This window comes from Methanocella paludicola SANAE, from assembly GCF_000011005.1.
Taxonomy (GTDB): Archaea; Halobacteriota; Methanocellia; order Methanocellales; family Methanocellaceae; genus Methanocella; species Methanocella paludicola.
The window spans coordinates 22,398-42,338 of the sequence record NC_013665.1; the positions used below are offsets into that span (position 1 = coordinate 22,398).

The 19,941-nt window shown below is 58.6% G+C and carries 25 protein-coding genes and 1 tRNA gene; 14 read left to right on the forward strand and 12 right to left on the reverse strand.

Annotation, left to right across the window (positions count from 1 at the left end; all coding sequences use genetic code 11):
• The first annotated feature begins 13 nt into the window (after positions 1-13).
• Genes MCP_RS00155 through yjjX form a run of 3 tightly spaced genes read left to right on the forward strand, consistent with a single transcriptional unit; the run spans position 14 to position 1,493 of the window.
• Positions 14-523: a gamma carbonic anhydrase family protein gene (locus MCP_RS00155; RefSeq protein WP_012898782.1), complete on the forward strand. Its 510-nt coding sequence runs from the start codon at positions 14-16 to the stop codon at positions 521-523.
• Positions 520-978: a phosphopantetheine adenylyltransferase gene (locus tag MCP_RS00160; RefSeq protein ID WP_012898783.1), complete on the forward strand. Its 459-nt coding sequence runs from the start codon at positions 520-522 to the stop codon at positions 976-978. Before MCP_RS00155 ends, MCP_RS00160 begins: the two co-directional genes overlap by 4 nt.
• On the forward strand, positions 975-1,493 hold the full coding sequence (gene yjjX, locus MCP_RS00165; RefSeq protein WP_012898784.1) for an inosine/xanthosine triphosphatase: 519 nt from the start codon (positions 975-977) through the stop codon (positions 1,491-1,493). The genes MCP_RS00160 and yjjX overlap by 4 nt, the downstream gene beginning before the upstream one ends.
• On the opposite strand, the gene MCP_RS00170 is transcribed toward yjjX, so the two are convergent.
• Positions 1,490-2,101 carry a DNA-3-methyladenine glycosylase gene (locus tag MCP_RS00170; RefSeq protein ID WP_012898785.1) on the reverse strand — a complete coding sequence of 204 codons (612 nt, stop codon included), beginning with the start codon at positions 2,099-2,101 and terminating at the stop codon, positions 1,490-1,492. The genes yjjX and MCP_RS00170 overlap by 4 nt on opposite strands.
• Positions 2,088-2,237: a hypothetical protein gene (locus MCP_RS15555; RefSeq protein WP_158301422.1), complete on the reverse strand. Its 150-nt coding sequence runs from the start codon at positions 2,235-2,237 to the stop codon at positions 2,088-2,090. The genes MCP_RS00170 and MCP_RS15555 overlap by 14 nt, the downstream gene beginning before the upstream one ends.
• A gap of 127 nt (positions 2,238-2,364) precedes the next feature.
• Here MCP_RS15555 and MCP_RS00175 point away from each other — a divergent pair.
• The 5 genes from MCP_RS00175 to MCP_RS00190 all read left to right on the forward strand — a co-directional run bounded on the left by MCP_RS00175 (position 2,365) and on the right by MCP_RS00190 (position 5,106).
• Positions 2,365-2,439, forward strand: a tRNA-Pro gene (locus MCP_RS00175).
• A 71-nt stretch (positions 2,440-2,510) separates the two neighbouring features.
• Positions 2,511-2,639, forward strand: coding sequence for a hypothetical protein (locus MCP_RS16090; RefSeq protein WP_269445992.1), 129 nt, complete (start codon positions 2,511-2,513; stop codon positions 2,637-2,639).
• Positions 2,640-2,684: 45 nt separating this feature from the next.
• On the forward strand, positions 2,685-4,595 hold the full coding sequence (locus MCP_RS00180; RefSeq protein WP_012898786.1) for a PAS domain S-box protein: 1,911 nt from the start codon (positions 2,685-2,687) through the stop codon (positions 4,593-4,595).
• An 82-nt stretch (positions 4,596-4,677) separates the two neighbouring features.
• Complete coding sequence (locus MCP_RS00185; RefSeq protein ID WP_012898787.1) at positions 4,678-4,911, forward strand: KGG domain-containing protein; 234 nt, start codon at positions 4,678-4,680, stop codon at positions 4,909-4,911.
• A 12-nt stretch (positions 4,912-4,923) separates the two neighbouring features.
• Positions 4,924-5,106, forward strand: a complete 183-nt coding sequence (locus MCP_RS00190; RefSeq protein ID WP_012898788.1) for a hypothetical protein — start codon at positions 4,924-4,926, stop codon at positions 5,104-5,106.
• A gap of 4 nt (positions 5,107-5,110) precedes the next feature.
• On the opposite strand, the gene MCP_RS00195 is transcribed toward MCP_RS00190, so the two are convergent.
• Both MCP_RS00195 and MCP_RS00200 read right to left on the reverse strand, forming a co-directional pair.
• On the reverse strand, positions 5,111-5,836 hold the full coding sequence (locus tag MCP_RS00195; RefSeq protein WP_012898789.1) for a hypothetical protein: 726 nt from the start codon (positions 5,834-5,836) through the stop codon (positions 5,111-5,113).
• Positions 5,837-5,933: 97 nt separating this feature from the next.
• On the reverse strand, positions 5,934-6,479 hold the full coding sequence (locus tag MCP_RS00200; RefSeq protein WP_128859863.1) for a hypothetical protein: 546 nt from the start codon (positions 6,477-6,479) through the stop codon (positions 5,934-5,936).
• A gap of 168 nt (positions 6,480-6,647) precedes the next feature.
• Here MCP_RS00200 and trxA point away from each other — a divergent pair, with 168 nt between their 5' ends.
• The gene (gene trxA / locus MCP_RS00205; protein ID WP_012898791.1) at positions 6,648-6,986 is read left to right on the forward strand and encodes a thioredoxin; all 339 of its coding nucleotides are present in this window, start codon (positions 6,648-6,650) and stop codon (positions 6,984-6,986) included.
• 2 nt (positions 6,987-6,988) lie between these two features.
• Here the strand turns inward: trxA and MCP_RS00210 are convergent, their stop codons facing one another.
• Entirely contained in the window at positions 6,989-8,302 is a 1,314-nt protein-coding gene (locus MCP_RS00210; RefSeq protein WP_231845116.1) for a DNA topoisomerase IV subunit A, read from the reverse strand.
• A gap of 3 nt (positions 8,303-8,305) precedes the next feature.
• Positions 8,306-9,949 (reverse strand): DNA topoisomerase VI subunit B, encoded by a 1,644-nt coding sequence (locus MCP_RS00215; RefSeq protein ID WP_012898793.1) that lies wholly within the window; start codon positions 9,947-9,949, stop codon positions 8,306-8,308.
• 118 nt (positions 9,950-10,067) lie between these two features.
• Here MCP_RS00215 and MCP_RS00220 point away from each other — a divergent pair, with 118 nt between their 5' ends.
• Positions 10,068-11,222 carry a glycosyltransferase gene (locus MCP_RS00220; RefSeq protein ID WP_012898794.1) on the forward strand — a complete coding sequence of 385 codons (1,155 nt, stop codon included), beginning with the start codon at positions 10,068-10,070 and terminating at the stop codon, positions 11,220-11,222.
• Between the two features lie 12 nt (positions 11,223-11,234).
• Here MCP_RS00220 and MCP_RS00225 read toward each other — a convergent pair whose 3' ends face one another.
• The 3 genes from MCP_RS00225 to MCP_RS00235 all read right to left on the reverse strand — a co-directional run bounded on the left by MCP_RS00225 (position 11,235) and on the right by MCP_RS00235 (position 13,760).
• The gene (locus MCP_RS00225; RefSeq protein ID WP_012898795.1) at positions 11,235-11,684 is read right to left on the reverse strand and encodes an Sjogren's syndrome/scleroderma autoantigen 1 family protein; all 450 of its coding nucleotides are present in this window, start codon (positions 11,682-11,684) and stop codon (positions 11,235-11,237) included.
• A gap of 247 nt (positions 11,685-11,931) precedes the next feature.
• Complete coding sequence (locus MCP_RS00230; protein WP_012898796.1) at positions 11,932-12,738, reverse strand: DUF362 domain-containing protein; 807 nt, start codon at positions 12,736-12,738, stop codon at positions 11,932-11,934.
• A 5-nt stretch (positions 12,739-12,743) separates the two neighbouring features.
• The gene (locus MCP_RS00235) at positions 12,744-13,760 is read right to left on the reverse strand and encodes an NOG1 family protein (RefSeq protein WP_012898797.1); all 1,017 of its coding nucleotides are present in this window, start codon (positions 13,758-13,760) and stop codon (positions 12,744-12,746) included.
• A 145-nt stretch (positions 13,761-13,905) separates the two neighbouring features.
• Here MCP_RS00235 and MCP_RS00240 point away from each other — a divergent pair, with 145 nt between their 5' ends.
• The gene (locus MCP_RS00240) at positions 13,906-14,112 is read left to right on the forward strand and encodes a hypothetical protein (RefSeq protein WP_012898798.1); all 207 of its coding nucleotides are present in this window, start codon (positions 13,906-13,908) and stop codon (positions 14,110-14,112) included.
• Between the two features lie 5 nt (positions 14,113-14,117).
• On the opposite strand, the gene MCP_RS00245 is transcribed toward MCP_RS00240, so the two are convergent.
• Positions 14,118-14,729 (reverse strand): hypothetical protein, encoded by a 612-nt coding sequence (locus tag MCP_RS00245; RefSeq protein WP_231845117.1) that lies wholly within the window; start codon positions 14,727-14,729, stop codon positions 14,118-14,120.
• A gap of 247 nt (positions 14,730-14,976) precedes the next feature.
• Between MCP_RS00245 and MCP_RS00250 the strand changes: the two genes are divergently transcribed.
• A complete protein-coding gene (locus tag MCP_RS00250) occupies positions 14,977-15,543 on the forward strand; it encodes a S26 family signal peptidase (RefSeq protein ID WP_012898800.1) in 567 nt (188 codons plus the stop codon).
• Here MCP_RS00250 and MCP_RS00255 read toward each other — a convergent pair whose 3' ends face one another.
• A complete protein-coding gene (locus tag MCP_RS00255; RefSeq protein ID WP_012898801.1) occupies positions 15,544-16,197 on the reverse strand; it encodes a flavodoxin family protein in 654 nt (217 codons plus the stop codon). It lies immediately after the preceding gene.
• Positions 16,198-16,245: 48 nt separating this feature from the next.
• Positions 16,246-16,641 (reverse strand): hypothetical protein, encoded by a 396-nt coding sequence (locus tag MCP_RS00260; protein ID WP_012898802.1) that lies wholly within the window; start codon positions 16,639-16,641, stop codon positions 16,246-16,248.
• A gap of 331 nt (positions 16,642-16,972) precedes the next feature.
• On the opposite strand from MCP_RS00260, the gene MCP_RS00265 reads away from it, so the two are divergent.
• On the forward strand, positions 16,973-17,221 hold the full coding sequence (locus tag MCP_RS00265) for a hypothetical protein (RefSeq protein WP_012898803.1): 249 nt from the start codon (positions 16,973-16,975) through the stop codon (positions 17,219-17,221).
• Positions 17,222-17,341: 120 nt separating this feature from the next.
• Positions 17,342-19,702, forward strand: a complete 2,361-nt coding sequence (locus tag MCP_RS00270) for a PAS domain-containing protein (RefSeq protein ID WP_012898804.1) — start codon at positions 17,342-17,344, stop codon at positions 19,700-19,702.
• Positions 19,703-19,941: the final 239 nt, after the last annotated feature.

Consider the following 19,941-nt stretch of genomic DNA (forward strand, 5'->3'; position numbering starts at 1 on the left):
ATATTCCAGAGACATGATCATCCAGCATTTCTCAAAGCCTTCCATCGACCCCTCCGCCTTCGTCGCTGAAACGGCGGTCGTCGCGGGCAGCGTGCGCCTGGAGGAGGAGTCCAGCGTCTGGTACGGCGCCGTCCTCCGGGGAGACGAGGCCACCATCACTGTTTCTAAGAAAGCCAACGTCCAGGACAACGCCGTGGTGCACTCTGACCGGGGGGAGGACGTCCTCATCGGCGAGGGGGTCACCGTCGGCCACGGGGCCATCATCCACGGCTGCACCGTGGGCAAGTACTCCATGATCGGCATGGGCGCCATCATTTTAAGCAAAGCTCAGGTCGGCGAGCGCTGCATCATCGGCGCGGGCGCCGTGGTAAAGGAGAAGGATGTCATACCGGACGGCTCCATGGTGGTCGGCGTACCCGGCAAAGTGATCAGGCAGCTCACGCCGGAGCAGATGAAGTACCTCGAGGGCAACTGCGAGGAGTACGTGCGGCTGGCCCGTAAATACCGGGAGGCATCGAAGTGAAGGTGGCCATCGGCGGGACGTTCCAGCCCCTCCACGACGGTCACAAGGCCCTGCTCCGTAAGGCGTACGAGCTGAGCAAGAACGTGGACATCGGCGTCACCTCCGACGAGATGGCGCATAAGGGCCGGGTCAGGCCGGTGAGGCCGTACCGGGAGCGTGTCGAAGCCCTGAGGGACTGGATAAAGCAGGAGATCGGCGTGGAGGCGCACATTTTCAGAATAGACGACCCTTACGGGCCGACGCTGAACGAGGACTACGATTATATCGTGGTCTCGGCGGAGACGTACCCCATGGCACTAAAGATTAACGCGAAACGGAAGGAGCTTGGGAAAAAGCCTATCGAGGTCTACCGGGTCGAGTGCATCCTGGCCGAGGACGGCCGGCCGATCTCCGCCACCAGGGTCGTCATGGGCGAGATCGACGTGCATGGCAACCTGCTGAGGAGGCGGAAATGAAGATCGCGGTGGGCTCCAGGAACCCGGTGAAGGTGAAGGCCGTGGAGAATATCTTCTCCAGGCTGTACGGCATCGTCGAGGTCGAGGGCGTTGCTGCCCATTCGGGCGTCCCCGCCCAGCCCTTCGGCGAGGAGACTGTCACGGGCGCCATCAACAGGGCGAAGGGCGCATTCGCCCCTCAGAAGTTCGACTACGGCGTGGGCATCGAGGCGGGGCTGTTCAAGGTCGGCGACATCATGATCGACATCCAGTACTGCGCCATCTACGACGGCTCGTGGCTGACGCTGGGGTGCGGGAGCGGCTTCGAGTACCCGTCCATCGTCCTTGACGAGGTGACCTCGGGCAAGGAGGTCGGGGACGTGATGAGCGCCGTGTCGGGCATCGAGAACCTGGGAGAAAAGGAGGGCGCCATCGGGTTCCTGTCCCGTGGCATGCTGACCCGGATGAGGCTGACGGAGCAGAGCGTGTTCATGGCCCTCATCCCGAGGCTGAACCCTCAGCTGTACGGGCACTAATTTTTATCCGCCCTGACCGACACGAACGGGCTGCCCTTTATATAGAAACGCCAGGGCTTATCCCTGTATTCGCCGGCATAGTCCACGCCGATGCGCTTACTGCTGACGACCTCGAACACGGCGTCCTCGCTATCCTCGACGTAGAGCGGCCCCTTTCTGCATACGTCGGCGCCGTTGAGCGCCCGGTCGATCCCTAGGGCCATGCATAGCCTCCCGGGCCCGGAGGTCAAGTCGACGGGCTTTTTGGCCTTCCTTCGCAGGGCCCGCATGGCCTCGACGCCCTCCAGCGGCTCCCCGGCACGGACGAGCACGGCCGCGGGATAGCCGTCGCGCTCAGTCACAAAGTTAAGGCAGTGGTACATGCCATAAATAAAATACACGTAAGCGTGCCCGGGCTCGCCGAACATCACGCCGTTGCGCTCTGTCCGGCCCCTGCTGGCATGGCAGGCCTTATCGCGGGGGCCGCAATAGGCCTCCGTCTCGACGATCCGCACTGAGATGCGGCCTGCGGGCGTATCCCGGACCAGCACCTTCCCTAAAAGCTTTTTAGCGACATCGATGGTGTCCCGGGCGTAGAAGCTGCGGGGAAGAACGTCAGGCTCTTTCATCGTAGTTCTCGCAGGTAGTGCCGCTGCCGGTCTCCCTTATCTTACAGCCCGCATAGTTCTTACAGCGCTCGCACGTCCTCGCCTCTTCCGGCTTGCGGCCCCCGGAGGCGCCCAGTATCCTGTCAAGGAATCCCATCGCGGCCCGACCTCAATTTACGCTATGGTCGAAATCTACCACGCTATCCGATAAATACCTTTAGCGGAAGGCATCTAAAACCACAACATATATATCGTCCCAGCCATACAAAGGAGTCTCGCAGAACGGGACAATGGGGTAGCCTGGTCCATCCTCGTGCGTTTGGGACGCATGAACCCCGGTTCAAATCCGGGTTGTCCCACTTTCTTTTAAGAAGTAAGTGGTATCTCTTATATCCGGACTTTTTCTTGCAAAAACCGCTAATAATAAACTATGTGCCGACACGTCAAGCCAGTCATGCCCGGCATGCGGCGGCCCATCATGACGACGTCGAGCTTTGCGTTCTTCGCCATGTCGACGGCCCCGATGCCGTTCGTAGCCGGCATCGCAGCCCGGACCTGAAAGGATTAATATTAATTCGGGCCATCTAAATATTTACGGGATCTCATGAGCTTTAAACCCGCCCCCTCCAACCCTCCAGACGCAGGCAGGACGACGGAAGAGCTTCTATCCGAGCTCCAGGCGCTACGGGCCCGGAACGCCGCCCTCGAGGAAAGCGAGCAGCGATACCGGGAGGCGGTCGAGAGCGCCAACAGCATCATCATCCGCTGGGACATGGAGGGCAACTTGACTTTCTTTAACGAGTTCGCCGAGAAGCTGTTCGGCTTTTCGGAGGACGAGGTGCTGGGCAGGAACGTGGTGGGGACGATCGTGCCCCCGTCCGAGTCCACCGGCCGCGACCTGGCCGCCATGATAGACGATGTCCTGGCGCATCCCGAGCGCTACGAGCTGAACATCAACGAGAACATCTGCAAGAACGGCGAGCGGGTAACGATCGCGTGGACGAACCGGGCTATCCGCGATGAGCACGGGAACGCCGTGGAGATCCTCTCCGTGGGCAACGATATCACGGAGCGCCGGCGGGCAGAGGAATCCCTTCAGTTCGAGCGGCTGCAGCTGCTGAGCATCTTCGACAGCATCGATGAGGTCATCTATATCTCGGACCCGTGCACGTACGAGATCCTGTATGCAAACAAGGCGATGCAGGACAAGTTCGGCAAGAGCCTCATTGGAGGTATTTGTTATAGGGAGATCCAGGACAGGGACGCCCCTTGCGATTTCTGCACGAACGGCATCATCCTCAATAATAAGGACGAGCCCTGCCGGTGGGAATTCCATAATCCCACGGTGAACCGGGACTTCGGGATCGTGGACCGGATCATCAAGTGGCCCGACGGCCGGGACGTGAGGTTCGAGATCGCCCTGGACATCACCGAGCGGAATCAGGCCAGCGAGTCGCTCCGGGAGAGCGAAGAGGACCTGAGGGCGGCCTTCGAGCAGGCGGCCGTAGGCATGACGCACGTGAGCAGCGACGGCAGATTTTTAAAGGTAAACCAGAAATTCTGCGACATCACAGGGTATACCCGGGAAGAGCTTTTAAAAATGTCCGCCCAGGACATCACGCACCCGACCGACATGGACGAGGAAGCCCGGCTCATCGAAAGCTTATTGTCCGGCCGGCTGTCCACATTCTCAAGCGAAAAACGCTATATAAGGAAGGATGGCGCCGTCGTCTGGGTGAACTTGACCGTCACCCCCATATTCCATAACGGGGCGCTGGCGTACCTGATGGGGATCACCGAGGATATCACCGGCCGGAAGCAGGCTGAAGCGGCGTTACAGGAAGCGAAAGCCCAGGCCGAGCTTTACGTGGACCTGATGGGCCACGACATCAACAACATCCACCAGGCGGCCCTGGGCTACCTGGAGCTCGCACGGGATATGCCCGGCGATAGGGAGGAGCACCTGGATATGGCTATAGAGGCCCTGATGAGGAGCACCAGGCTCATCAGCAACGTGCGTAAGCTTCAGAAGATCCCGAACGCCGGCCATGCCCACGAGGTGGACCTGTGCGAGGTGCTGGGCGAGGTGTACGGCGAGTACGCGAGGTCCCCCGGCAAGACGGTGATGCTGAGCCTCAACGGCCGCGAGCATTGCCACGTCCTCGCGGACGACCTGCTCCGGGACGTGTTCTCGAACCTCGTGGGCAACGCGGTGAAGCACACCGGGAAGCGCGCGAGCGTCCTCATCAGCCTGGACGAGGCACAGGAGGGCGGGAAAGCGCATTACCGGGTCTCGGTGGAGGACGACGGCCCCGGCATCCGGGACGAGCTCAAGAAGACGCTCTTCAGCCGCTCGCTCAAGGGGTCGCCACGGGCAAAGGGCATGGGCCTGGGGCTGTATATTGTGAAGACGCTCGTCGGGAACTATGGCGGCATCATACGTGTCGAGGACCGCGTAAGGGGAGACCATGCGAAGGGCGCCCGGTTCGTGATCTTGCTCCCTATGATAAAATAGCTTTTTTCCGATATCGGCCCCGCACATATTGTGACTCACTGTTATCATAACGTGAATAAATAGGGCTACCGGGGTGCGAAAAATGCCCGAGAAGAAGGGGAAGAAAGGCGAGATGACCGTCGAGGAGGCGGGCCATAAGGGCGGGGAGAAGACCGCGAAGACCCACGGCAGGGAGTTCTACCAGGAGATCGGCCACAAGGGCGGAGAGGAGGTCAAGGAAGAGAGGGGCCCCGAGTTCTATTCGCAGATAGGGCACAAGGGCGGCCAGAAGGTGAAGGAGCTCGTCAAGAAGGGCGAGGAGAGCGAGAAGAAATAGCCCGGTGATGGAATGAGAACGGCTATCCTATTCCTCGTGATCGTGCTGCTGATAGCGGCACCGCTGCCAGCCTGTGAGGCCGCGCCAGGCAACATCGTCCACGCGGCGGACGACGGGTACGGGCTGGGCTGCCCCGGGTGCCCGGGATGCCCCGACAATCCGGTCAGGGACCCGAACGCGCCCGCGTGCTTTTAGCGCTTCACTTTTTTCCTAGCCTCTTGAACAGCCTGTTCCTCAGGAACTTGAAATAGACTACTGCCGATGCCGCAGCCAGAACGAGCAGCAGGGCCACGACCAGTATGGGGCCGAGGTAGCCCGACAGGCCCCCGGAAGGAGCCGGGGTCACGGTCTCCGGAACGGACGTAGGAACGACGGTCGGCTGTGCCGTGGGCTCCGGCGTCGAGACGACGATAGTGGGCAGCACCGTGGGCTCGGGAGTGGCCGTGGCCTCGGGGACGCCCGCGTATATGACCACCGTGCCGACCGGGGTGGTGGTATGGTTCGTGTCGATGCCGAACGTGCTCGAGTACCCCTCGCCGCCGCCGGTCTTGTTCACGTACAGCATGAACATGTTCATCCCCTGAGAGAGGGTACCGGCGCTGCCGTCGGGCCCTATCTGCCTCACCGAGCTGTACGTGGCTCCCAGGCCGCCCATGCTGAACTCGCCGTTCGCGCTCGTCGTCGTGTTGGCGTACTCTTTACCGGGGCTCATGGCGTCCACAAGCGCCACGTATGCCCCCTCTACGCCCAGGGACTGGTCCATGGACGAGACCACCTTTCCGCTGACCGTGCCCTTGATGTTGCGGTCTGTCCAGACCGTGTGGGGGTAGCTTGCCTTTTCGGATGGCATGAAGGCAAGGGCCCATCCGGATAGCAATAAAGCGCTTATTAATAACGACAGGAGAAGTATCGAGGTCTTTTTCATGGTATCACCCGCAAAGCATGCTTATCAATTCGAAAGGATGGCATATGAAGTTTATGTCATGATCACGTAACCATTACAAAAAAGGCGTTTTTAAGCCTCACACCTGGCTGGCCTTCAGGACCTCGGTGCCCGTCTCGTCCAGGATGACGTCCCAGTATACGCCCGCCTGGCCCACGCGCACCTTCCATGCGTCCTCGCCGTCATACTGTGTCCCGGCGATCTCGCCGATGTCGGTCTCGTCGAGCCTGTACTGGAGCGGGATGCTCATGAAGCCGCCGTTATACGTGAGGTTCGAGCCTACGAGAGTATCCTTGATGGCCTCCTCCGGGGGCGTGCCGTAGTCCTTTTGCCCGAACAGGCTGCCGCTGAAAGCGTCGCCGAAGCCCGAGAACACGTCGTCGTCGAAGATGGAGTACGACGTCGTCGAGGGCATGCTATAATACGGGTAGTTCCCGAGGCCGTAGCCAGTGAGCGGGCTGTGTCCGAACAAGCTCCCGAAAGGGCTGCCGAGCGGCGAGCCGAACATGCCGAGCGGGCTCGAGCCGTCCGAGGACGACCAGGAGTACGACGTCGACCAGGCGGCCGCGGGGGCGGCGAGCACGGCGAGAGCGATGACTGATACCATGACCTTACCCAATGACACCTCTAAACACCTCACAGATTATTATAAAAAAGTAATGATATATACATTATGCGCTCAAGCCGCAACTTTTAAAGCATTTTTTACGGCGGCGAACAGCATAAAAACCCCCAAATCCTATAAATATTAATGCGTAATGTAGTAGTATAGCACATTCAGGAGTTTTTTATCATGGCTGAGACCACACAGTTCGTTAAGGAGGTCAACGACGCCGGGTTCGACGAGGCGGTCAAGAGCAACCGGGTAGCGCTCGTCGACTGCTGGGCGCCCTGGTGCGGCCCGTGCAGGATCCTGGCGCCCACTATCGAGGCCCTCGCGAAGGACTACGGCGACAAAGTAAAATTCTTCAAGCTGAACACGGACGAGAACCCCAGGGTGACCACCCAGTTCCGCATCCGCAGCATCCCCACGCTGTTCATCTTCGTGGACGGCAAGCTGGCCGACACCATCATCGGCGCCGTCCCGCGCCAGTACATCGAGGGCAAGCTGAAGGCGCTGCTCCCCCAGTAAAACTATACTTTCACTTTTAACTTTTCCTTTAGCTTCGCCCTCAGGTACTTCTTATAGAACTCCTTTCTCTTTAGCGGGGAGCCCGCAGCGGTCCCGAGCGCCTCCAGCTCGGTCTTCTTGCCGGACTTCACGAACCAGGAGTTCTCGCCCTTCCAGTAGTCGTCCTGCATGTAGGGCAGGGACAGGTTGTTCTGGGCCCTGGCCGTGTCGTGTCCGCTCAGAGGCTCCTGCACGCTCTTCCACACGTCCTTGAGCCAGTCGTCCACGTCGGAGGACTCGATGCCCAGGAATGCCGCCTTCGAGGCGTGGAGGCCGCTCAGGTGGGCGGCCGCGATGCTTCCGCTGAGCACGGACTTTGCGATCATTCCCGACCACGGCGACAGGTCGGTCAAAACTCCGATCGGTATGCCCTTCTCGGACAGGAGATTTATTAAAGCCCTGCACCCCCGGGCGGGCTGGCCGCCCAGGTGGATCAGCCCGATGCCGAGCTCGTCGGCCACCTTCAGCTTTTTAAGGTCCATGAAGACGCCGGTCTTCTCTATCGCTATGACCGCCTTGACGTGGTGCGACTTCACCTCCCACTGCCCGGCCAGGCCCGTGATGCCCTGCTCCCGCTCATGGCAGTTGAACTCCTTTCCCTCCTCGTCCACGAGGGTGATGTCGCCATAAATAAGGCCCTTCGGGTCGGCGATGATGTTCAGGTTCTCGCGCTGCATGCGGATGATGCGCTCCAGCGTGTCGATCAGCCGGTCGCTCTCGCCCTGGCCGCTAAGGTCCATCCACGGGTACTTCTGGAACTGGTTCTTTAGCATGTAGTAGCAGTCCCTCTTCGTGGACACGGAGTTGGCGGCCACCGTCTCGATGACGTGGTTCACCAGGAACTGGAGCTTGGCGATGGTGGCCGCCTGGTCGATGTTGGCGGTGCTCATGGCCACGGTGTCCCCCGTGACGTTGTACCCGTCCACGTCGTCGTACTCGACCGAGCTGCGGTCGACCTTCAGGGCCTTGAACGTATAGGGCAGCGCGTTCTCCACCCGGACCATCGACCCCAGGCAGTAGGCCGACAATATCATGATCGCCTGCTCCTGGTCCCGGGTGAGCCGCCTATCGCGTAGAATATCCCGGGCCAGCGCCATGCTGGAATGCCCTTCCTCCTCCAGCCGGTCCAGCATCTTCACGAAGTCCGCCCGCTTCGCGGAGGAGGCGATATCGTAGAGGCCCTCGAAGTCGTCGGCCATCGCCGCCGCCTCGATCTCGTCGTAGAGGCGCATCCGGGCGGCCGCCTTTCCGCCCACCTTACTCTTTGCCGCTGCCATGGCTCAGGCGGCCACTGCCGCGCCCTTCGCCTCCTCTCGCTTCATTTTCCTTGGCGCAGTGCGCCACACGTCCAGGTGGTACTGGCTGACCACCTCCGCTAGAGAATCGTCGAACCCGAACGACTCCGCGTACGCCAGGTCGGCCAATTTCTTCCCGGCGAAACGGTTCAGCTCCCTGAGCAGTAAGGAATGGATGACCGCCTTCTTCTTGCCCTTGATGAGGTTCTCCTCCGTCCTCTTGACCTGGCGAATATGCTTGGAGATCTTGCGGCCGCAGTCCTGTACCGCGAGCCTTATTTCCTCGTAGTACTCGTCCACGGCCTTGACGGCCTCCTTGCTCTCGCTCGTGTACGGGATGTTCACGCCGGCAACGTGGACGAACACGTGGGACCTGGACTCGGGGACGACCTCGTATCGGCCAAGGCCCGCCTCCCTCACGGCCTTCAGGATGACGTCGCTCGACTCGGAGAAGAGGAGCGGCACCCGGTTGACGAACCGGTGGACAGACACGCCGGTGATGGGGTCGGGCGAGCCGCCGAAGTCCGCCTCGCAGCCGTAGGCCATGATAATCTCCACTAAGAACGGCTGTCCCCGCATGGCCGAGGGCTTCCGGGTGACGGCGGCGATGAACTTCGGCCTGAGCCGGTCCACCACGCCCTTGATGAGGATATCCTCGCCTACGGGGGAGAGGCATTCCGGCGACGGGGGCAGCGTCTCCACGCCCCGCATGGCTTCCACCAGGCCAGAAAGCTCCTTTCTCGAAAGCTCTGCAGGGGGCCTGTCCACGTCCACCGTGTCCTTGCAGCTCCTGACGATGTTCCTCACGATGTCCGGGCGCATCCGGTCGAACTCGCCCTTGAGGAAATCGTAGAGGCGCCTGTGCTTCGTGCGGGCGGCCATTTTACTCAAGAGGTCGTAGTCCGCGCCCAGGGGATGGGGCTTCGTCTCAACGGGCTGTCTCGGTAATACGTCCGTCCTCCTCTCCACGTCCAGCCGGTCCTTCTCGTCCACGCCGTCGTAGTGCAGCGCCATGTGGGGGTTGATGGCCGCCGTCAGCTCCAGGTACTCCATGATGCGCGACGAGAACATGGCCTCGAGCACCACGCTCACCTCCACGCCCCTCCAGCCGTCCGACTTCTCCTTACAGGCATTATGGATCTTCGCCGCGTTCTTGTTCACGTCCACCGTGAGCTCGTAGACGTGCGTGTTCCTCCCGTCCGTGGACGACCTCACGACGGCGTGCTCGCCTGTCTTGATCTGCGAGATGAGCACGACCGCGGAGACCCCTATTCCCTGCTGCCCCCTCGACTGCTTCCGGACGCCGAACTTGCTGCCGTAGAGTAGCTTGCCGAACACGGGCGGGATGTTCTTGGGCATGATGCCGGGGCCGTTATCCCGGACCGTTAAACGGTACCGCTTCAGCCGGCCTTTCTCGTCAATGCTCTTCAGGTCTATCCAGACCTCGGGGAGTATGCCCGCGGACTCGCAGGCGTCAAGCGAATTGGTGAGGATCTCGTGGATGGACATCGGTATCATCTTGAGCGAGCTCTCGAATCCCACCAGGTGAGGGTTAGTGGCGATGAATTCGCTGAAGGATATCTCCTTCATGTCCTTTGCCAGCTCTCTGGCCGTTTTTCTGTCTGCCATATTCGTGCCTTTTTTCGCCGATTTAGTATTATTATGCTGCGTTAGTGTATTGTGAAAGTAATATCTTTTGTGGAAGGCCCGCAATATTAATGGGCAAGACCGCCCCTACGGTGTAAACATGAAGATCGCCGTGTTCACCGACACCTTCTACCCCCAGGTCAACGGCGTGGTCAACGCCGTCCGGAACTTCGACCGGATGCTGTCGGGCAGGGGCCACGAGGTGAGGGTTTTCACCGAGGGCAGGAAGCCCGGCGTGGCGTCGATGGACGGGGCCGAGGTGCACCGCTACCGGGCCTTCACGTTTTTGCCGTACCCGGAGTTCGAGGCATCGGTGGACGTGCTGGGGCCGGTGAGGGACGCCTCCCGGTTCGGGCCGGAGGTCGTCCACGCCCACACGCCCTTCGTCCTGGGGTACTGCGCCTGGCGGACCGCAAGGCGCCTCAAGGTCCCCCTGGTGGGCACCTTCCATACGCCCGTGGACGAGTATGTTGTTTATTTATCGAGGCACTTCAAGATGAGCCGGCGCATGCTGAAGGGCATCGCGAGGGCCTACCAGAACTGGTTCTACGGCCTCTGCGACGTCATCATCGTCCCGGCGAAGTCGGCCGCCCGGTACATCGATGTAAAGGACAGGCGTATCGAGGTCGTGTCCAATGGCCTGGACCTGAAGAGGTATGGCCGTGAGGGCCGGGACGCGTTCAGGGAGAAGTTCGGGCTCGGCGAATCGCCCGTTATCCTGCACGGCGGGAGGCTCAGTTTCGAGAAGCGCATCGACGGCGTAATAAAGGCGATGCCCCTGGTGCTCGAGGCCGTCCCGGACGCGAAGCTGCTCATCGTGGGCAGGGGGCCGGCCAGGAAATCTCTGGACGCGCTCGTGGAGGAGCTCGGGCTGCAGAAGTCCGTCGTATTCACGGGCTACGTGAGCGACGATGACTTCCCGAAGGCGTTCGCCGCGGCGGACGTTCTCGCCCTTAACTCGCCCGTGGAGACGCAGTCCCTCATCGTGCTGGAGGCCTTCGCGACGGGGGTGCCCGTGGTGGGCGCCGACGCCGGGGCCATACCCGACGCCGTCTTGCCGGGCGAGAACGGGTTCTTATTCGATACTGACGACACGAAGGCCATGGCGGGCCGCCTCATACAAATACTGAGCGATAAAGCGTTACGAGAAAAGCTTGGGCGGGGCGCGCTGAGCACCGCTTCGGAGCACTCGCTCGAAAAAAGCGCCGAAAAGCTCCTGGCCGTTTACAGGAGCGCCATCGAAAAAAGAACTTAGCAGGTTATAAAATTAACGGGATATCCCGTGCAGCTCTTTGAGCACCCGTAGGGACCTCTCCAGGATGTCCAGGTATATCTGGATCTTGTTCGGGTAGGTCTCGGAGGCGAGCCGCACCGCGATGTCGTTGATCTTGGCGATGACCGCCGCCTCGACGGCCGCGTCGTCCAGCTCCTCGCTGCCGACCACGACGCTCATGCGCCTCTCGGGGATCTCCATGATGGGCGTGCTCTTCACTGTCTCCATGGCCTGGGGCGATACTGCCGGCCTCGTCTCAACGGGCACCGCCAGCCTTGCCTGCTCCTGAGTCTGCGCGTGCTCCTCTTTCTTCGCGTCGCAGATCGGGCAGACGACCTTGCCCTGGTACTTGAACAGGGGCGCCCCGCACTCGCAGTGTTTCGCGAGCATCGTGCCGCCGCGCTCCAGCATCTTCGTCACTTTCTCGAGGTCTTTGTCTTCCATGTGCCCACTTCCAATATGCATTGCCTGAGCCGGTCTTATAAGCTTTTCGCGGCTCCCCTCAAGCCGCTCGAAAATGAAATAAGAATGCTTGAAGACTTTTTCAGCCACGAAGCGACACGAAGCGAGCCTGAAGCTACACGAAGATATAATAATATTATTTTAAAAAGTCTTTGAGAGCTTAGAGCCAGCTTCGAGCCGCTTTGAGGCTGAAACAATCTTCGTGCATTCTTATTATTTTTAGTGTGGCTTAGCTAATATCGGCCGACGATGTGACCATGGCGATGGCCTCGGCCATGCGGTCGTCAACGCTTACGACGATGGCCTTGCTGGGGCAGACGTCGGCGCAGCGCCCGCAGCCCCGGCAATCGCCGCCTATGGCGGCGCGGCCGTCCACGACCTTAATGGCACTCAGGAAGCACGCCCTCTCGCACTTGCCGCAGCCGATGCATGAGTCCCGGACGGACACGCTCACGCCCGGCATCTTCACGAACCTGGAGCCAATGTCCCCGGACAGTACGGGCAGCATCTTCCACAGGCAGCAGCACGGGCAGCAGCTGCAGATGGTCATGAGCTTATGGCCGGGGCTCACGCCCAGCCAGACGGCGTCCAGCCGGTCCCTGCCGATCATGTGCACGAGCCCCGCGTCCCGGCACTTTTTCAGGTGCTCGAGCGCCTCCGCCTCGGAAACGGGGCGGCCAAGCCTCGGGTCGATGTGGGCGGCGGCCTCGCCTAAAAAGAGACAGCCCAGCCCGGCAGGATAATCTTCACAGTGGCTTGCCGAGCGGCAGATGCACTCGTTCATGACCCAGCGCCGGCTCGCGCTCCTCACGAAGTGCTCCGCCACGGCCGAGGGTAAAAAGGATTGGGAAGGCTCTTCGAGCTTTTTATTGATCTGCACCACGCGGTCCATGGGCAGGTATACCATCCGGTCGTCCCTGAAGAATAGATGGTCGACGATGCCCCCGATGACCGGGAGCCCGGTGGTACGGGCCAGCGTGAAACGGCCTGAGAAGGTCTTCTTGATAAGCGCGACCAGCCAGATGGACCGGGACATCCGCCTCACTTCTTCTTCTTGCGGGACGGCGGGAGCTCCACGCCGGGCTCCTCCGGCTTCTCCTCGGGCTTACGGGCCTCGATCATCTCCACGAGGCGGTCCCGGACCTCGACCACGCCCTCGCCCTTGAGCGTGGACATGCGCATGTCGGCCTCGACTTCCTCGTCCCCGCCCCGGATATCGACCTTGTTGGCGGCGACCAGGACCGGCATCTGTATGAAGTCCCGGACCTCTTTTAACAGGTTGTACTGCTCCTTGAGCGTGTACCCGCAGGTCTCGCTGGGGTCGATGATGAACAGCGTGACGTTGCCCACGTGGCGCAGCGCCGAGATGGCCTGGCGCTCGATGTCGTTCCGCTCTTCGAGCGGCCTGTCCAGCAGGCCCGGGGTGTCGATGACCTGGTAGCGCTTTCGCTTAAAAGTGAAGTGGCCGATGGTGACGCTCTTCGTAGTAAAAGGATACTGGGCGATCTCCGGCCTCGCCCCGGTGATGTCCGACACGAAGCTCGACTTGCCGACGTTCGGGTATCCGGCGACGACGATGGTGGGCTCCTCCTTGACGTCCGGGAGGTCCTTTAATTTATTCCTCGCGTCGTTCAGGAACCGCAGGTCCTTGTCGATGTCGTACACGATGGAGGAGATGCGGCCGTAGGCCTGCTTCCGTACGAGCACGGGGTCCTGGCTCTTCCGCATGATGCCCACGTACTTCCTCGAGATCTCCTTGACCTTGGACGCGGCCCAGTCCAGCGAGCCAAGGGACATCTTGAGCCGGTCAATGCCTACCATGATATCGGTAAGCTCCTTATAAAAGTCGCTCATCCGGCCCAGGCTGGGCCAGTCGCCGGCGATGTTCCTCAGATTATCGGTGATGATATTGCTCGACGTCAGGAGCATGGACTCCTCCAGCTCCTCCCTGTCGGTGACTTCCTTGATCTTTCCCCGTCCGGCCCTGGCAGCCCTGGAGTAGGCCTTATCCAGCAGCTCGTCGGCCGTGGGGACCGTGCGTACCTTCTCGAACATCATGGCTGTTCATATGACAAGCCCGATAGTATATATAATTACCATTTTTCGAGGAAAATACGCTTATCGTCGGAAACGGTTATATCGACGTGAGGAATCTTAGTAAAGCAGAGGAGGCGTTCCCCTGGTAGAAGATAGGGAAATCAACATGGGCGGAGGGTGGAAGATGACCATCCGCATGGACGTGGACAAGTACGGCAAGTCGTTCATCGAGATAGCCAAGGTCAGGAACGACCGCAGGATCGGCCGGTTCAAGCTGAACCCACGCTACGCTAAGGAACTTGGCGAGCTGCTCATCGACTACTCGAAGGAGATCGAGGCCGAGGGCATTCAAAGCGGAGAGGAAGAGGAATAGGCCCTTCAGGCCTGGCGCTTCCGGTATACGCCTTTTTTGCCAGCGTGCTCCACTTTCTCGATCATGCCCTTCATGAGCATGCGGTCCCTTATAAGCGGGAAGTAGAATAGCTTAAAAGTCGGGTACGGCACGCCCACTTCTTCTACGTTATAGCCGGGCTTGAACGTGCCGACGGTCAGTTCCTCGCCCCTGTCGAACTCCCGGGCGACGACCCCGAAGGCCCTCTCCATGGTCTCCGGCTTGATCTTCTTGTACTTGTCGCGGGAAATGAACCAGTCGATATCGGCGTGAACGTCGTAGCCTTCCGGTCCCGGGGCCTCGGGAACGATCTGCTCCTTCCTGGGCCGGCCCCTTCGGGATATTCGGCCGGACTCGAGGCTCTCCACCCGGTCCTGGAGGGACATGACCCTCTGCCGCAGAGTTTCCACGGTGCTCTTAAACTGCGATATGGAAGTAATTTCCCGCGGCGTGCCGCTTTCCATCGCGTCCCGGAGTATATTGTTCAAGTGGGTGGAAAATTTTTCCCCGCCCTTCGTCTTCGACAGCCACTCGGCGACGTCCCTGTCGATGGTGCCGCCAATGTGTACTTTCCTGTGTGCCCCCATTTTATTTGCCATAAATATCATTATATGTTAATTCTTTTTTATTTATATATATTTCTTGACCGCCGGCGCTCTTGTATTTTTTTGTAAAGATTACCGGTGCTCGCCTGTAGCCCTAGAAAGCCGACCGGCGTTCTATGTTTCGATTGATGCTCTTTTAAAATATGCGGCGCTGCAACGGTAAATTTACGGGAGGGCAGGCGAAAAAATATTAATAGGATGGGGGCTTTGTCTACAACAATTTGGTTAAGGATGAGTCGCCATGGTGAAGACACCCGAGTTCTTAAAGGCGTTCGCGGAGAAATATCCGGGAGTTTACGGGCTCTTACAGGACGTGGCCTTCTCCTTGGCAGTAGTGGCCGTCATCGCGGCGGCACTGTATTTATACGCGGGCATGTGGCCCCCGATGGTCAGCGTGAACGGCATCAGCATGTACCCCAACATGGAGAACGGCGACCTGGTCTTTATCCAGGGGCTGGGCCGGGGCGACGTCCAGACATTCGAGAACTCCACGTCGACCGGATACATAATGTACAACAACTATGGGGATGTGATAGTCTACGAGCCTTACGGCGACACGTCGAGGCCATACGTGATCCACCGGGCCATGAAGTGGGTGAACAAGGGCGACGTGATGTACACCGACAGCATGGGCGTGGAGCATATCGCCCAGGAGTCCGGGTTCATGACCCTCGGCGATAATAACGGAGGCATCTACGACCAGATGGCCCCCACGATATGCTACGACCAGCCTGTGCAGAAGAAGTGGATCCTGGGGATCGCCCGGTTCAAGCTGCCCTACCTCGGCTACCTGCGCTCGCTCATCTGATCATACCCACCCTTTTTCGCGCCAGTACCTGTAGTCGTGGGCCCACCGTTCCTTATTGGAGACGATAGTCTCCCCGAACTCCCGCAGAAAGCGCTCTTTCGCCTCCTCGTGTTCCGGGTAGAGGCGCCTTTCGTTTATTGCCAGGGAAAGCTCTTTTCCCAGCTCCTCTGCCATGGCGAGAGCATCGCCCTTCCCGTCGAACGATGCCGCCAGCCCGCCCGCCACGGCCACGCCACAGCCGTCCAGGAAACGGCCGATGTGCTCCAGCACATAGCCCTCGTCGCCGTCACGGGATATGGAAATGGCGGCGCCGTACTTGCCCTCGAAGCGCCTGCAGTGGGCAGCGTCGCACATGCGCTCCATGATCGTCTCCACGGGCGCAGTCACGCCCCCGGCGTACGCCGGACTGCCCATGATAATGCCGTCGGCCGCCTCCAGCCGCTCCGCCAAATAGGAAAAATCGTCGTCCTGGGCGCAGCGCCCCGTGGCGAAGCACCGGCCGCAGCCGCGGCACCGCCTTATGTTAAGGTGTGCCGCCTCAATGACCTCTATGTCCGCCCCCGCGCCAGCCGCCCCCTCGGCCGCAGCCTCGACTAGCCTAAGAGTGGCGCTGTTCCATGCCCTGGGGCTGCCGGCGAGGCCTATAACTCTCATGATCATCCAGAACCGGCCGGGATGAGAAAAAACTATTGGTAAAAAGGCTCAGGAGGCGTTAAGCCGGGGCATCATCCTCTTGTAGGCGGAAATGCCCTTGGCCAGGCCGTTCTTCTCTGACAGCAGGTAGACCTCGTCGATCACCTCTTCCTCCGACTTCGCGTTGGTGAAGTGGAGCGTGGTCTCCCCCTCGCTGTGTATGAGCACGAACTTACCGTCGAGCACGGTCACCAGGCCGCAGGCCTGCATGGGCGTGGGCGAGACCTCCTCGATCTCGTCGTCCCTGGTGGTACACAGGAAGACCCCCCTTGTGTTCTGCCTGTCCGGGAAGCTGACGACCTTGATGCGGTCGATGATGCGGCCGTCGTCGCCGAGCTCTTCCCTTATCCGGTCGGGTATGTAGTACATGATAACTTTTTTTGTTTCCTTGGCGAATTCCAACATGTGTAAGCTCCTGTTTTCCTTTTTCGGGTGTGTGATAGCTAGGTGCTGGAGGGGATTAACCCTGCTCTAACATGTCGTGGCAATTTTTTCCCGCGGGCGTTTTTTCGCTGAAAAGGGCGGGCCATTTCCGCGGAATATGATGAAAACACATTTGCGCGTGCCTATCTTCGCTAAATCGGCAAACAGGCAGGCTTTTTTTAATATATTATTCTTCATATAATAAAGACATTAGAAGGAAAAGCGCCCCGACTGAACGCCCTAACATGAGGTTAAGCTCTGCATTGGGCAAAAAGCCGTACGACTACCAGTATTTCCTTAGCATAACGTACAAATGCTCGCAAACTACATAGTCGACAAGCACAAAGAACTACAATTCAACGTGCCTGATGTCACGATAAAGCGGGATGACGATAACAAGACCAGGGAGTATATCCTGAACATGACGCCCGAACATCGGAATGAACTGGGCATTAACAAATCTACGCTTTGGTACATCCGGAAGAACCCCGCGAGGGTAAGAAGGTCAAATTATACTATAAGGTTAAGGCTAAAATCTCAAAATAATAAGTATGGTAATTGATATATTAGCCTTTATTATATTACAAAATATTTATAATAATTCATGTAAGTTTATCTCCGATATAAATATCAAGCATAGGGATTACTATCCAATGGATATATTTTCATTTGGGTCGGTGGTATGGGATTGAAATCCGAGTCCGGGAAGAAATCTGGCAGCACCAGTATTGTAGATTCCGGGGACAAGGACAGGATTATCGCCGAGCTAAAAGCCCGAAATAAGGAGCTCGAAGAATATAAGGCTAGAGCGGAGCGGCTGGAAGCCGATTTGCGGAATAACGAGGATACTACCCGCCAGTTGCTGGAGCAGAAGTTGTATGGGGTGTGGGTTAATGTCGACGGTAAGATCGCCTATATCAACGAGGTCGGGGCCAAAATATTGGGGGCATCTAGTCCCGGCGAAGTAGCAGGAAAATCGGTATTGGATGAGATCATCCATCCGAACTATCGTGACATCGTGAGGGACCGCATCAAGGCTATGAGCCATGGCGGCAGTGCCGTGCCCATGATCGAGGAGAAGTACGTCCGGGTCGACGGCCAGGTCGTGGACGTGGACGTCTGGGCGATGAGGTTCGTTTACAAGGGCGAGCCTGCCATCTTCGTGGCGTTCAAGGACATCACCGAGCGCAAGCGGGCCGAGGAAGCGCTGCGGGAAAGCGAGGAAAAATACCGTTTCCTGGTGGAGAACTCGAAGGACGTCATCTGGAAGATGGACCTCCAGGGCCGGTTGACGTTCATCAGTAGCAACGTGGAGAGGGTGACCGGATACAGGCCCGGCGAGATGGTGGGTAAACCCATATGGGATTTCATAGCGCCGGAGTGCCACGGATCCATCAAAGAAAAATTGCTTAAGCGCATGCGCGGAGAGGATATCCCTCCTTACGCAACGTGGATCATCAATAAGGCGGGCGACCTTATTCCCATAGAAGTGGCCACCACGGCCATTACCGACAGGGGCGGGAGGATCGTGGGCGTGCAGGGCATATCCCGGGACATTACCGAGCGCAAGCGGGCCGAGGAGGCTCTCCGCGAGAGCGAAAGGAAGTTCCGGGTGCTGACGGAGACTTCCCCGGTCGCTATCTTCCTCTACCAGGGCGAGAAGTACGTTTACGTGAACCCCATGGCCGAGGTATTGACCGGCTACTCGCGAGACGAACTTTTAACCATGGATGCATGGGATTGGATCCACCCTGAGTTTAAGTTCATGGTGAAAGAGCGGTCGAGGAAAAGACAATTGGGCAAAAAGGTGCCTAACCAGTACGAGGTGAAGTACCGTGCCAGGGATGGCCGGGAGGGCTGGGTGGATTTCGCCACAGGCCTCATTGAATACGGGGGCAAACCGGCAGGCCTGGCGGCGACCTTCGATGTTACTAAGCGCAAGCTGGCTGAGGAGGCAGTGAGAACGGCCGATGTCCGGTTCCGGTCGCTGATCCAGAACTCGTCGGATATCATTCGTATCCTGGATAAGGAGGAGCATATCATCTATGAATCGCCGTCATCGGAAAAGATACTTGGTTATCCGCCCGGCTATACGCTGGGAAAGTCGCCCTTTGAATTCATCCATCCGGATGACCGGGAGCGTGTGAGGAACGACCTGGGAGAAGTCTATGAAGGTACGAACCCTGGGACGCCCACCGAATTCCGGATCAGGAAAGCAGATGGCTCGTACCTGGAAGTCGAGTCGATCGGTAATAACATGATCGGCATCCGTGGGGTGGATGGGATAGTGATCACGACGCGGCCTATTACCGAGCGCAAACGAGCCGAGAAGGCACTTAAGGAAGCAAAAGCCCAGGCCGAGCTGTACGTGGATTTAATGGGCCACGACATCAACAATATGAACCAGGTAAGCCTCGGGTTCCTCGAGCTGGCCCATAACATCATAGAGTTGGAGGGCAAACTCGGCGAGGACAACATCGTTCTCCTGGATAAGGCGATGAATTCGCTGAAGGACAGTTCCATGCTTATCGAAAGCGTGCGGAAGATTCAGCAGGAAAAGATGGGCTTGTACGAGCCCCAGGTGCTCGACGTTGGCACCGTCGTCGGGGACGCCATAAAACATTTCGACAGAATCCCGAAAAGGGATATTAAGATTAATTACAGCCAGGATGATCATTATTTCATCAAGGCCAACAGCCTGCTGAAGGACGTGTTCATCAACCTCATCGGTAATGCGATAAAACACTCGAAGGGCCCTCTGGTGATTAACATCCGCGCGTGCCAGGTCATCGCTAAAGGTAAAAGGTATTGCCGTGTGGAAGTGGAGGACAATGGCTCCGGCATCCCCGATTCACTCAAGGCCACCTTGTTCGACCGTCTGAACCTCGCCGCCACCAGGGCGAAGGGCAAAGGCTTCGGATTGTGCCTGATTAAGATACTCGTGGATGACTATCATGGTATGTTCTGGGTCGAGGACCGCGTGAAAGGGGACCACGCACAGGGCGCCCGGTTCGTGGTCCTGCTTCCTGCCATTGAGAAATAATATTATCCACAGATTTTTATAAGAAAAAGTCCAGATTTAAAAGATACCTTATGCCCCGAAATAGACGTGGGACGAACTGAATTTGGACCGTCTGTCGAGAGTTGTTTCGGATAATTCAATTCGATATTATTGGAGATTTAAACCGATATGTATGAGCGCCCCGAGTGAACGCCCCAACACGGCGTTAGGCTCTACATTAGACGAAAGTCGTACGACAAACATTACATTTCTGTCAATCA

Bases quoted from the DNA above. Each gene is read 5' to 3' on its own strand.
- MCP_RS00155 (WP_012898782.1), top strand. From the start codon at position 14: ATGATCATCCAGCATTTCTCAAAGCCTTCCATCGACCCCTCCGCCTTC.
- yjjX (WP_012898784.1), top strand. From the start codon at position 975: ATGAAGATCGCGGTGGGCTCCAGGAACCCGGTGAAGGTGAAGGCCGTG.
- MCP_RS00170 (WP_012898785.1), bottom strand. From the start codon at position 2,101: ATGAAAGAGCCTGACGTTCTTCCCCGCAGCTTCTACGCCCGGGACACC.
- MCP_RS15555 (WP_158301422.1), bottom strand. From the start codon at position 2,237: ATGGGATTCCTTGACAGGATACTGGGCGCCTCCGGGGGCCGCAAGCCG.
- MCP_RS16090 (WP_269445992.1), top strand. From the start codon at position 2,511: ATGTGCCGACACGTCAAGCCAGTCATGCCCGGCATGCGGCGGCCCATC.
- MCP_RS00180 (WP_012898786.1), top strand. From the start codon at position 2,685: ATGAGCTTTAAACCCGCCCCCTCCAACCCTCCAGACGCAGGCAGGACG.
- MCP_RS00185 (WP_012898787.1), top strand. From the start codon at position 4,678: ATGCCCGAGAAGAAGGGGAAGAAAGGCGAGATGACCGTCGAGGAGGCG.
- MCP_RS00190 (WP_012898788.1), top strand. From the start codon at position 4,924: ATGAGAACGGCTATCCTATTCCTCGTGATCGTGCTGCTGATAGCGGCA.
- MCP_RS00195 (WP_012898789.1), bottom strand. From the start codon at position 5,836: ATGAAAAAGACCTCGATACTTCTCCTGTCGTTATTAATAAGCGCTTTA.
- trxA (WP_012898791.1), top strand. From the start codon at position 6,648: ATGGCTGAGACCACACAGTTCGTTAAGGAGGTCAACGACGCCGGGTTC.
- MCP_RS00210 (WP_231845116.1), bottom strand. From the start codon at position 8,302: ATGGCAGCGGCAAAGAGTAAGGTGGGCGGAAAGGCGGCCGCCCGGATG.
- MCP_RS00215 (WP_012898793.1), bottom strand. From the start codon at position 9,949: ATGGCAGACAGAAAAACGGCCAGAGAGCTGGCAAAGGACATGAAGGAG.
- MCP_RS00220 (WP_012898794.1), top strand. From the start codon at position 10,068: ATGAAGATCGCCGTGTTCACCGACACCTTCTACCCCCAGGTCAACGGC.
- MCP_RS00225 (WP_012898795.1), bottom strand. From the start codon at position 11,684: ATGGAAGACAAAGACCTCGAGAAAGTGACGAAGATGCTGGAGCGCGGC.
- MCP_RS00230 (WP_012898796.1), bottom strand. From the start codon at position 12,738: ATGTCCCGGTCCATCTGGCTGGTCGCGCTTATCAAGAAGACCTTCTCA.
- MCP_RS00235 (WP_012898797.1), bottom strand. From the start codon at position 13,760: ATGATGTTCGAGAAGGTACGCACGGTCCCCACGGCCGACGAGCTGCTG.
- MCP_RS00240 (WP_012898798.1), top strand. From the start codon at position 13,906: ATGGGCGGAGGGTGGAAGATGACCATCCGCATGGACGTGGACAAGTAC.
- MCP_RS00245 (WP_231845117.1), bottom strand. From the start codon at position 14,729: ATGGCAAATAAAATGGGGGCACACAGGAAAGTACACATTGGCGGCACC.
- MCP_RS00250 (WP_012898800.1), top strand. From the start codon at position 14,977: ATGGTGAAGACACCCGAGTTCTTAAAGGCGTTCGCGGAGAAATATCCG.
- MCP_RS00255 (WP_012898801.1), bottom strand. From the start codon at position 16,197: ATGAGAGTTATAGGCCTCGCCGGCAGCCCCAGGGCATGGAACAGCGCC.
- MCP_RS00260 (WP_012898802.1), bottom strand. From the start codon at position 16,641: ATGTTGGAATTCGCCAAGGAAACAAAAAAAGTTATCATGTACTACATA.
- MCP_RS00265 (WP_012898803.1), top strand. From the start codon at position 16,973: ATGCTCGCAAACTACATAGTCGACAAGCACAAAGAACTACAATTCAAC.
- MCP_RS00270 (WP_012898804.1), top strand. From the start codon at position 17,342: ATGGGATTGAAATCCGAGTCCGGGAAGAAATCTGGCAGCACCAGTATT.